We start from the raw sequence: 10,381 nt of genomic DNA on the forward strand, positions 1-10,381 counted from the left end.
CCCCGGCGGCGGCCCACCCCCCCCCCGCCCTCCTCGGGGGGGGGGGGGGGGGGGGGGGGGCCGCCCCCCCCGGCCCGCCACCCTCTCCCCAACCCTCTCCCGCAAACGGGAGAGGGGGCAGACCGCAAAACATTTGAGGGATATTGAACATGCAATGGGAAACCGTGATCGGGCTGGAAATCCACGCACAGCTCGCCACCCAATCGAAGATATTCTCCGCCAGCGCCACCACCTTCGGCGCCGAGCCGAACACCCAGGCCAGCCTGGTCGACCTCGGCATGCCCGGCGTTCTGCCGGTGCTCAACGAGGAAGCGGTGCGCATGGCCTGCAAGTTCGGCCTGGCGATCGACGCCGAGATCGGCGCGCGCAACGTCTTCGCGCGCAAGAACTACTTCTATCCCGACCTGCCCAAGGGCTACCAGATCAGCCAGATGGAGCTGCCCATCGTCGGCAAGGGCTTCCTCGACATCACCCTCGAGGACGGCACCCTCAAGCGCGTCGGCATCACCCGCGCGCACCTCGAGGAAGACGCCGGCAAGAGCCTGCACGAAGACTTCCACGGCATGAGCGGGATCGACCTCAACCGCGCCGGCACGCCGCTGCTGGAAATCGTCTCCGAGCCCGACATCCGCTCGGCCAAGGAAGCCGTGGCCTACGCCAAGGCGATCCACGCGCTGGTGCGCTACCTGGGCATCTGCGACGGCAACATGGCCGAAGGTTCGCTGCGCTGCGATTGCAACGTCTCGGTGCGGCCCAAGGGCCAGGCCGAGTTCGGAACCCGCGCCGAGATCAAGAACGTCAACTCGTTCCGCTTCATCGAGAAGGCGATCAATCACGAGGTGCAGCGCCAGATCGAACTGATCGAGGACGGCGGCAAGGTGGTCCAGGAAACGCGCCTGTACGACCCGAACAAGGATCAGACCCGCTCCATGCGCAGCAAGGAGGAAGCCAACGACTACCGTTACTTCCCCGATCCGGACCTGCTGCCGGTGGTCATCGAGCCGAGCTTCCTCGCTGCCGTGCGGGCCACCCTGCCGGAATTGCCGACGCAGAAGCGCGAGCGCTTCCAGGCCGCCTTCGGCCTCTCCGTGTACGACGCCAGCGTGCTCTCCGCCAGCCGTGAACTGGCCGACTACTTCGAGCAGGTGCAGCACGTCAGCGGCGACGCCAAGCTGGCCGCCAACTGGGTGATGGGCGAGCTCTCCAGCCTGCTCAACAAGGATGGCCTGGAGATCGAGCAGTCGCCGGTTTCGGCCGAGCAACTGGGCGGGATGATCCTGCGGATCAAGGACAACACCCTCTCCGGCAAGCTCGCCAAGATGGTCTTCGAGGCCCTGGCGGCCGGCGAAGGCGCGACGGCCGATGAGGTCATCGAGAAGAAGGGTCTCAAGCAGGTCACCGATTCCGGCGCCATCGAGAAGATGCTCGACGAAGTGCTGGCCGCCAACGCCGAACAGGTCGAGCAGTACCGCGCCAGCGACGTGGCCAAGCGCGGCAAGATGTTCGGCTTCTTCGTCGGCCAGGCGATGAAGGCGAGCAAGGGCAAGGCCAATCCCGGCCAGGTCAACGAGCTGCTGAAGAAGAAGCTGGAAGGCTGAAACGTTGCCTCTCCGGGCGAGTCGCTGCACCCGGAGAGGTTTCGTGGAATTTGTCTCATCGCGCAGCGGTCATAGTGCGAAGCCCGGCGCGCCGTCGGGTATCCCTAAGGATCGCGGGCAGCGCCCGCCGCATGGAGCGACCGATGCGCCGAACCGCCTGCCTGATGATCTCCGCACTGCTGCTCGCCGGCTGCTCCAGCCTCGATCGCGGTGTCACTCGCCCCGGATCATCCGCCACCAGCGCCACCGGCTACAGCGAAACCGGCCAGGCCTCCTACTACGGCGCGCGCCACCACGGCAAACGCACGGCCAGCGGCGACGCCTTCGACCAGAACGCCCTCACCGCCGCACACCGCAGCCTGCCGTTCGGCACACAGGTGCGGGTAACCAACCTGGCCAACCAGCACCAGGTGGTGGTGACCATCAACGACCGCGGCCCGGTTTCCCGGCGGCGCCTGATCGACCTCTCGAAGAAAGCCGCCGAAGCCCTCGGCATGCTCGACAGCGGCGTCGCCAAGGTCCGCGTGGAAGCCCTAGACTGAGCGCTTCATCGAGCCAACCGGAGACCCACATGAACGAACGGGACAATGGCGAACGCATTCGCCGCGAAGTGATGGGCGACGCCTACGTCGATCGCGCACTGAACAACGCCACCGAGTTCAGCCAGCCGTTGCAGGACTTCGTCAACCAGAACGCCTGGGGTTCGGTCTGGGCTCGCGACGGCCTGTCGCGGCAGACGCGAAGCCTGATCACCCTGGCCACGCTCACCGCCCTGAAATGTCCGCAGGAGCTGAAAGGCCACGTGCGCGGCGCGCTGAACAACGGCTGTACGGTGGAAGAAATCCGCGAAGCGCTGCTGCACTGCGCGGTCTACGCCGGCGTCCCGGCGGCCATCGACGCTTTCCGCGCCGCCCAGGAAGTCATCGACGACTACGTGCCCAAGGCCTGATCCGCCTCAGATCACTCCCGCCGACTGCAGGACCAGCAGCCCGACGTTGGTGGTCACCACCGCCGCCAGCGTGGTGATGACGATGATCGCCGCGGCGAGTTCATGGTTGCCGCCCATGGCCCGAGCCATGACGAAACTGGCCGCCGCGGTGGGACTGGCGAAGTAGAGGAACAGCACGCCCAGATCGGCGCCGCGGAAGCCGCACAGGTAGGCGCCCAGGGTGCTGAAGAACGGCACCCAGATCATCTTCAGCGAACTCGAACCGATCGCCAGGCGGCTGCTTGCGCGCAGCGAGTCCAGCGACAGCGTGCCGCCGATGCAGATCAGCGCCAGCGGCATGGTCATCTGCGCGAAGTAGTGCCCGGACGTCATCGCCCAGGCCGGCAGGCGGATATGGAAGTAGGCGAACGGGATCGCGGCCAGCACGCCGATGATCAGCGGGTTGCGCAGGATGCTCTTGGTCAGGCTCCAGACATCGGCCTTGGCCACGGGGCTGTAGACCGCCAGCACCACCGACGAGAGGCTGTTGTAGAACAGGATCACCGCGCCAGCGAGTACGCCGCCCAGCGACAGACCGTAGTCGCCGTACATGCTGGTGGCGAGCGCCAGGCCGATGATGCCGTTGTTGCCGCGAAACGCGCCTTGCGTATACACGCCGCGATCCTCGCGCGGACAGCGCAGGATCGCCCAGCCCCAGGCCAGCAGGAACCCGCCCAGCGTGGCGGCGGCGAAATAGCCAAGCAGCTTGGGTTGCATCGCCTGGCTCAGGTCGGCTTCGACGATGCCGAGGAACAGCAGGGTCGGCATCGTCGCGTTGAACACCAGTGAGGACGCAGTGTTGACGAACGCGGCATCGATCAGTTGCACGCGCCGCAGCAACACGCCGACGAAGAGCATCGCGAACACCGGTGCGGTGATGTTCAGGGTTTCATGGAGGAGTGCGAACATGTCGGCTCACGCAAGTACTTAGGCGGCTAATGATACATGCCCGCACCCTTCCCTAGCGTTTCCCGTGCGTCGTTTCATCTCGGCCAGGCGTACAAATGAAAAGAGCGCCTCGCGGCGCTCTTCGGTGTTGCAGGGTATTCAGCGTCGAACCGGACGCTTCTGCAGCTTGCGCTGCAGGGTGCGCCGGTGCATGCCCAGCGCCCGCGCGGTGGCGGAGATGTTGTTGTCGTGCTCGGCGAGCACACGCTGGATGTGCTCCCACTGCAGGCGGTCGACCGACATCGGGTTTTCCGGCACCAGGTTTTCCAGGTCGGCATGCTCGGAGAGCATCGCGGTGAGCACGTCGTCGGCATCCGCGGGTTTGCACAGGTAGTTGCTGGCGCCGCGCTTGATCGCCTCGACGGCGGTGGCGATGCTCGAGTAGCCGGTGAGGATCAGCACCTTCATTTCCGGGTCCAGCTCGAGCATCTTCGGCAGCAGGACCAGGCCGGACTCGCCCTCCATCTTCAGGTCGAGCACCGCGTAGTCGGGCAGGTCCTGCTTGGCGATGGCCAGGCCTTCCTCGGCGGAGCCTGCAACGCTGACGCGCAGGCCGCGTCGTGTCATGGCACGCGCCATCACACGGGTGAAGGTGGCGTCATCGTCCACCAACAGCAGGTGGGGCTGCTCCTCGCCGTCGAACAGGGATTCCTCGCTCATCTTCCACTCCTCAAATGCTGGCGCCCGTTCGTCACAGGCTGTAGCGGCGCGGCAGGCGCAGCTCGGTGAGCGTGCCGCCGTCTTCATGGTTGTAAAGTTTAACCGTGCCGCCGGCACGGGTGACGCTGGCCTGGCTGAGGAACAATCCGAGGCCGAAGCCCCTGCCCTTGGTGGTGAAGAAGGGCTTGCCCAGTTGCTCGGCGATGGCCAGTGGCACGCCGGCACCATGGTCGCGAATGCTCAGCTCGATCCATTGGATGTCCCAGCCGAGCTGGATATCCAGGTCGTCCGGGCAGGCATCCGCGGCGTTGTTCAACAGGTTGAGCAGCGCCTGGGTCAGATCCGGCGGCGGCAGCACCCGCGGCGCGGCGCCCTGGCCGATGCACTGGAAGCGATAGCTGGCCTCCGGGCGCATCAGGTGCCAACGACGCAGCACCGCTTCGAGCCATTCAAGCGCAGTCTGTTCCTGGACGGCTTGACGGCGGTCAGCTTCGGCGGCGCGAACCAGTTGCTGCAGGGTGTCCTTGCACAGCTGGACCTGCTCCTGCAGAACCGCCAGGTCTTCCTGCAGCAGCGGGTTCTTGTGCTCGATGCGCAGCTCCTTGATCAGCACGCTCATGGTCGCCAGCGGCGTGCCCAGCTCGTGGGCCGCGCCGGCGGCCTGGGTGGCGACGGCCAGCAGCTGCTCGTCGCGCATGCCCTCCTCGCGCCGTTCGGCCTGCAACTGGTCCTGACGACGCAGCGCCCCTGCCATCTTGACCACGAAGAAGGTGATGAACGCCGCCGACAGCGCGAAGTTCAACCACATGCCGAACAGGTGCAGGCTGATGATCATCGCCTCGTGCTCGACATTCAGGTGCAGCGGTTCGTACCAGATCAGCAGGACCGTGTAGCAACTGAGCGCCAGCCCGCTGAGCACCATCGAGTAGAGCCACGGCAGGATCGCCGCGGCGATGGTCAGGGGCACCAGGTAATAGGACACGAAGGGGTTGGTCGAGCCGCCCGAATAGAACAGCAGCAGGCTGTGGATGATCATGTCGCAGGCCAGCTGGACGGCGTATTCCAGCTCGGTCACCGGCCAGGGCGCGCGCAGGCGCAGGGCGGCCAGAACGCAGAACGCCGCGGAAATCATCAGCGTGACGCTGAGCTCGACCCAGGGCAGCGGAAGGATGTCGGTGGCGTAGGCGAAACCCACGGAGCCGGCCTGGGCCGCCAGCACGAGGACCCGGATCAGGATCAGGCGCCAGAGGTTCTGGCGGCTGGCGGAGAGCAATTGGACAGGGGCTAGCATGGTCACTCCAGATGAGCGGCGGAGTATACCAAGCCCGACCTGGTGCCCACTGCGTGCGGCAACGCACCACAGATTCGCCGGAACCTGAGGCATTCGCTGAAACGAATCCCCCGGCGCCGCCTGTTGGAACCGACGCCTGCCTGCGGCATGCTGGCGTAACCGCCGCTGCGCACAGCAAGCCAGAACATGGCGGCGCATCGATGGTCTGAACCGTCGTCAAGGCGCCGCTTGCGCCCCCCCATCAAGGAGTCATGCATGTCTGCCGTTTCCTCCCCCGTCGCGCTGTTCGCCCTGTTTGGTGCACTGGTGGCGCTGCCCGCGCACGCCGACGAACTGCACTACAACCAGGTTTCCCTGCATGCCGAGGTGAGCAGCGAAGTCGCCCACGACCGCATGCTGGTGACGCTCTACAGCGAAGCCCAGGACAGCGACCCGGCCAAGCTGGCCGCCGGCATCACCACCTCGATCAACGCCTCGCTGGCCGAGGCGCGCAAGGTCAAGGCCGTGGAAACCAGCCTGGGCAGCCGCAACAGCTACCCGATCTACGACGACAAGGGTCAGCAGATCACCGGCTGGCGCGAACGTGCCGAACTGCGCCTGGAAAGCTCGGATTTCGCCGCCCTGTCCAAGCTCACCGGCGAGTTGCTCAAAGACCTGAAGATGGCCGGAATGAACTTCAGCATCTCCGATCCGTTGCGCAAGAAGAACGAAGACGCGCTGCTCAAGGAATCGGTCGCCGCCTTCCGCGAGCGCGCCCAACTGACCAGCGAAGCGCTGGGCGGCTCCTCCTACAAGATCGTCAGCCTCAACCTGAGCAGCAACGGCTTCCAGGCGCCGCGGCCGATGTACGCGATGGCGATGAAAGGCGCGATGCGCGATGCCGCGCCGACGCCTGAAATCGAAGCCGGCACCAGCCAGGTGACCGTCAGCGCCGACGGCGTCATCGAAGTGCAGATGCCCTGATCCGGCGTCGTCCGGCGGCCGGTTGCAGCGTCGATACGGACACGCCACTCGGTACGCCGCATGATTGCGACGCAATGGGCGTCGCCAGGTAGAGTGGCCGTACGTACAGCGCTCCGGAGAGAACCGTCCATGTCCCCACGCCGCCGCTCCCGCGCCGCCCTGTTCGTGGTTTGCCTGCTCAGTGCGGCAGCCAGTGCGGCGCCGAGCAGCCTGGTGGTGTGCAGCGAAGCCAGCCCGGAAGGCTTCGACATCGTCCAGTACACCGCGGCGGTGACCGCCGATGCCTCGGCGGAAACCCTGTTCGACCGGCTGATCCGCTTCGCGCCAGGCAGCACCGAGCTGCAACCGGGGCTTGCGCAGAGCTGGCAGGTCTCCGACGACGGCCTGAGCTACACCCTGCAGCTACGCCGCGGGGTGAAGTTCCACCGCAGCAAGACCTTCACCCCGAGCCGCGACTTCAATGCCGACGACGTGCTCTGGAGCTTCCAGCGCCAGCTCGACCCGCAGCATCCGTGGCACGCGCTGTCGCCACGCGGCTTCCCGTATTTCGAATCGATGGCCTTCGGCGACCTGATCGAGCGCATCGAAAAGCTCGACGACTACCAGGTGCGCTTCGTCCTGCGCCACCCCGAAGCGCCCTTCCTCGCCGACCTGGCGATGGGCTTCGCCTCGATCTACTCGGCCGAGTATGCCGCGCAACTGCTTGCCGCCGGCACGCCGGAGAAGCTCAACAGCGAGCCGATCGGCACCGGACCGTTCATCTTCGAGCGCTACGCCAAGGACGCGCAGATCCGCTTTCGCGGCAACCCGGACTACTGGGACGGCGCGCCGCCGATGGACCGGCTGATCTTCGCCATCACGCCTGATCCGAACGTGCGCCAGCAGAAGCTCAAGGCCGGCGACTGCCAGATCGCCGTGTACCCGCGGCCCACCGACATCGCCCAGTTGAGGAGCGAGCCGGAACTGAAAGTGCTCGAGCTGGATTCGCTGATGGTCGCCTACATCGCCCTCAACGTGCGCCATCCGCCGCTCGACGATCCGCGCGTGCGCCAGGCGATCAACCTGGCCTTCGACAAGCCGGCCTACCTGCGCGCGCAGTTCGGCGAGGGCAATGCCAGCCCGGCGGTGGCGCCGTATCCGCCGACGCTCTGGGGCCAGGACGAAACGCTCGCCGGCTGGCCGTACGATCCGCAGCGCGCACGGCAGCTGCTGGCGGAAGCCGGACATGCCGACGGCTTCAGGCTGAGCATCTGGACCCGTCCCGGCGGCGGCCCGACCAACCCCAATCCGGGCATCGGCGCGCAGATGCTGCAGGCCGACCTGGCCGCCATCGGCGTGCAGGCCGAGGTGCGGGTGTTCGAGTGGGGCGAGCTGATCAAGCGCGCGAAGAACGGCGAGCACGACCTGGTGTTCATGGGCTGGAGCGGCGACAACGGCGACCCGGACAATTTTCTCACGCCGAACCTGTCGTGCGCCGCGGCGAAGTCCGGGGAGAACCAGGCCGGCTGGTGCAACGCCGAATTCGACGCGCTGATCGCCCGCGCCCGCGGCCTGAGCGACCAGGCCCAGCGCGCCGCGCTGTACCGCCAGGCGCTGGGGATCTTCACCCAGCAGGCGCCCTGGCTGCCGCTGGCCTACCCCAAACAGTTCGCCGTGCAGCGCCGGGATGTGCAAGGCTTCGTCCTCAGCCCCCTGGGCTCGAACAATTACGCCAGGGTGCGCTATGCACCCTAGGCAGCGCTCCCGCGTCATCACCGCGATTGCAACCGGAGCGCCTGACCGATGCCCGACCTGATGAGAGCGCCTACCTAGCATGCTGTCCTTCATCGCCCGCCGGCTGGGCTTGCTGATCCCGACGTTCTTCGGCGTCACCCTGCTGACCTTCGCGCTGATCCGCCTGATTCCCGGCGATCCGGTGGAAGTGATGATGGGCGAACGCCGCATCGACCCGCAGATGCACGCCGAAGCCATGCACCGCCTCGGCCTGGACAAGCCGCTCTACGCGCAATACCTCGATTACATCGGCGACCTCGCGCACGGCGATCTCGGCCAGTCGCTGCGCAACCAGGAGAGCGTCTGGCACGAGTTCCTCGCGCTGTTCCCGGCGACCCTGGAGCTGTCGCTCGCCGCGCTGATCTTCGCCAGCGTGCTCGGCCTGCTCGCCGGGATGATCGCCGCGCTCAAGCGCGGATCGGCGTTCGATCACGGGGTGATGGGCCTGGCGCTCACCGGCTATTCGATGCCGATCTTCTGGTGGGGGCTGGTCCTGATCATGTTCTTCTCGGTGTACCTGGGCTGGACGCCGGTGTCGGACCGCCTCGACCTGCTCTTCGACGTCCCGCCGGTCACCGGCTTCATGCTCATCGACACCCTGCTCAGCGACGAGGACGGTGCGTTCCTCGACGCGCTGCGCCACCTGATCCTGCCGGCCATCGTGCTCGGCACCATCCCACTGGCGGTGATCGCGCGGATGACCCGCTCGGCGATGCTCGAGGTGCTGCGCGAGGATTACGTGCGCACCGCGCGCGCCAAGGGCCTGTCGCCGACCCGCGTGGTGGTCGTGCATGCGCTGCGTAACGCGCTGATCCCGGTGCTCACGGTGTTCGGCCTGCAGGTCGGCGCATTGCTCGCCGGCGCGGTGCTCACCGAAACCATCTTTTCCTGGCCGGGTATCGGCAAGTGGCTGATCGAGGCGATCGGCGCGCGCGACTACCCGGTGGTGCAAAACGGCATACTGCTGATCGCCTGCCTGGTGATCCTGGTGAACTTCGTGGTGGATATCCTCTACGGGCTGGTCAATCCGCGGATAAGGCATCAACGATGAACAGTGTTAAACACGCAGGGCGGATGCCACCTTCTTCGTCCACCCTCGAAACGCCGCAACGGTGGAGGGATGAAGCGTCATCCACCCTACGATGGGCCAGCCCTGCCGAGCGGTTGGCGAACGGGTTCGCCTCGACGGCTGAAAACGCAGGTTGGATGACGCTCTATTTATCCACCAACGAAACTCCGCAACGGTGGATGGGTGAAGCGTCATCCACCCTACGGGACGGGCGCTTGGCGACCTCGTTCGTCCAGGCACAAGCACTTCGCGAGGTCGCGCATGGCTGAATCCACGCCGCTGGCGGCCACCGACTCGAGCCTGCTCTACCCCTCGCCGTTCCGCGAGTTCTGCAAGGCGTTCGCCAGCAACCGGGGCGCGCTGGGGGGGCTGGCGTTCCTCTTGCTGATCGTCTTCTGCGCGCTGTTCGCGCCCTGGGTCGCGCCCCACGACCCCAGCGAGCAGTACCGTGACTTCCTGCTCACCCCGCCGGCCTGGCTGGACGCCGGCCAGGCGCAGTTCCTCCTCGGCACCGACGAGCTGGGCCGCGACCTGCTTTCGCGGCTGATACACGGCGCACGCCTGTCGTTGCTGATCGGCCTGGCCTCGGTGGTGATGTCGCTGATCCCCGGCGTGCTGCTCGGCCTGCTCGCCGGCTTCTCCCCGCGCCTGCTCGGCCCGTCGATCATGCGTTTGATGGACATCATGCTGGCGCTGCCGTCGCTGCTGCTGGCGGTGGCCATCGTCGCCATCCTCGGCGCCGGACTGATCAACACGGTGATCGCGATCGCCATCGTCTCGCTGCCCGCGTACGTGCGCCTGACCCGCGCCGCGGTGATGGTCGAGGTACAACGCGACTACGTCACCGCCGCGCGCCTGGCCGGGGCCGGGCTGCCGCGGCTGATGTTCGTCACCGTGCTGCCGAACTGCATGGCGCCGCTGATCGTGCAGGCAACGCTGAGTTTCTCCTCGGCGATCCTCGACGCCGCCGCGCTGGGCTTTCTCGGCCTCGGCGTGCAACCGCCGACGCCCGAGTGGGGCACCATGCTGGCGTCGGCGCGCGCCTACATAGAGCGCGCCGGGTGGGTGGTTTCGTTGCCGGGCCTGACCCT

At 66.6% G+C, this 10,381-nt stretch carries 10 protein-coding genes; 7 read left to right on the forward strand and 3 right to left on the reverse strand.

All coding sequences use genetic code 11. The features are described from left to right. Nucleotides 1-149: 149 nt before the first annotated feature. The 3 genes from gatB to QMX85_RS22515 all read left to right on the forward strand — a co-directional run bounded on the left by gatB (nucleotide 150) and on the right by QMX85_RS22515 (nucleotide 2,547). Complete coding sequence (gene gatB, locus QMX85_RS22505; protein WP_282344655.1) at nucleotides 150-1,598, forward strand: Asp-tRNA(Asn)/Glu-tRNA(Gln) amidotransferase subunit GatB; 1,449 nt, start codon at nucleotides 150-152, stop codon at nucleotides 1,596-1,598. Between the two features lie 143 nt (nucleotides 1,599-1,741). Next, nucleotides 1,742-2,140, forward strand: a complete 399-nt coding sequence (locus tag QMX85_RS22510; protein ID WP_282344657.1) for a septal ring lytic transglycosylase RlpA family protein — start codon at nucleotides 1,742-1,744, stop codon at nucleotides 2,138-2,140. Between the two features lie 29 nt (nucleotides 2,141-2,169). Then, nucleotides 2,170-2,547, forward strand: coding sequence for a carboxymuconolactone decarboxylase family protein (locus QMX85_RS22515; protein ID WP_273232493.1), 378 nt, complete (start codon nucleotides 2,170-2,172; stop codon nucleotides 2,545-2,547). Between the two features lie 6 nt (nucleotides 2,548-2,553). Here the strand turns inward: QMX85_RS22515 and QMX85_RS22520 are convergent, their stop codons facing one another. From QMX85_RS22520 to QMX85_RS22530, 3 genes are all read right to left on the reverse strand, one after another. Continuing rightward, on the reverse strand, nucleotides 2,554-3,495 hold the full coding sequence (locus QMX85_RS22520) for an AEC family transporter (protein WP_282344660.1): 942 nt from the start codon (nucleotides 3,493-3,495) through the stop codon (nucleotides 2,554-2,556). A gap of 138 nt (nucleotides 3,496-3,633) precedes the next feature. Then, nucleotides 3,634-4,194 (reverse strand): response regulator transcription factor, encoded by a 561-nt coding sequence (locus QMX85_RS22525; RefSeq protein ID WP_090226390.1) that lies wholly within the window; start codon nucleotides 4,192-4,194, stop codon nucleotides 3,634-3,636. Between the two features lie 31 nt (nucleotides 4,195-4,225). Further along, nucleotides 4,226-5,485 (reverse strand): ATP-binding protein, encoded by a 1,260-nt coding sequence (locus tag QMX85_RS22530; RefSeq protein WP_282344662.1) that lies wholly within the window; start codon nucleotides 5,483-5,485, stop codon nucleotides 4,226-4,228. 255 nt (nucleotides 5,486-5,740) lie between these two features. Here QMX85_RS22530 and QMX85_RS22535 point away from each other — a divergent pair, with 255 nt between their 5' ends. The 4 genes from QMX85_RS22535 to QMX85_RS22550 all read left to right on the forward strand — a co-directional run. Beyond that, nucleotides 5,741-6,448 carry an SIMPL domain-containing protein gene (locus QMX85_RS22535; protein ID WP_282344664.1) on the forward strand — a complete coding sequence of 236 codons (708 nt, stop codon included), beginning with the start codon at nucleotides 5,741-5,743 and terminating at the stop codon, nucleotides 6,446-6,448. 129 nt (nucleotides 6,449-6,577) lie between these two features. Continuing rightward, a complete protein-coding gene (locus QMX85_RS22540; RefSeq protein WP_282344666.1) occupies nucleotides 6,578-8,182 on the forward strand; it encodes an ABC transporter substrate-binding protein in 1,605 nt (534 codons plus the stop codon). 79 nt (nucleotides 8,183-8,261) lie between these two features. Further along, complete coding sequence (locus tag QMX85_RS22545) at nucleotides 8,262-9,272, forward strand: ABC transporter permease subunit (RefSeq protein WP_282344668.1); 1,011 nt, start codon at nucleotides 8,262-8,264, stop codon at nucleotides 9,270-9,272. A 279-nt stretch (nucleotides 9,273-9,551) separates the two neighbouring features. Beyond that, on the forward strand, nucleotides 9,552-10,381 hold an 830-nt coding region (locus QMX85_RS22550), incomplete at its 3' end, for an ABC transporter permease subunit (RefSeq protein WP_282344670.1).

Source organism: Pseudomonas sp. PS02288, from assembly GCF_029959715.1.
GTDB classification, from domain to species: Bacteria; Pseudomonadota; Gammaproteobacteria; order Pseudomonadales; family Pseudomonadaceae; genus Pseudomonas_O; species Pseudomonas_O kuykendallii.

Excerpts from the sequence above, each read along its gene's own strand:
- gatB (WP_282344655.1), top strand. The coding sequence starts at position 150 with ATGCAATGGGAAACCGTGATCGGGCTGGAAATCCACGCACAGCTCGCC.
- QMX85_RS22510 (WP_282344657.1), top strand. The coding sequence starts at position 1,742 with ATGCGCCGAACCGCCTGCCTGATGATCTCCGCACTGCTGCTCGCCGGC.
- QMX85_RS22515 (WP_273232493.1), top strand. The coding sequence starts at position 2,170 with ATGAACGAACGGGACAATGGCGAACGCATTCGCCGCGAAGTGATGGGC.
- QMX85_RS22520 (WP_282344660.1), bottom strand. The coding sequence starts at position 3,495 with ATGTTCGCACTCCTCCATGAAACCCTGAACATCACCGCACCGGTGTTC.
- QMX85_RS22525 (WP_090226390.1), bottom strand. The coding sequence starts at position 4,194 with ATGAGCGAGGAATCCCTGTTCGACGGCGAGGAGCAGCCCCACCTGCTG.
- QMX85_RS22530 (WP_282344662.1), bottom strand. The coding sequence starts at position 5,485 with ATGCTAGCCCCTGTCCAATTGCTCTCCGCCAGCCGCCAGAACCTCTGG.
- QMX85_RS22535 (WP_282344664.1), top strand. The coding sequence starts at position 5,741 with ATGTCTGCCGTTTCCTCCCCCGTCGCGCTGTTCGCCCTGTTTGGTGCA.
- QMX85_RS22540 (WP_282344666.1), top strand. The coding sequence starts at position 6,578 with ATGTCCCCACGCCGCCGCTCCCGCGCCGCCCTGTTCGTGGTTTGCCTG.
- QMX85_RS22545 (WP_282344668.1), top strand. The coding sequence starts at position 8,262 with ATGCTGTCCTTCATCGCCCGCCGGCTGGGCTTGCTGATCCCGACGTTC.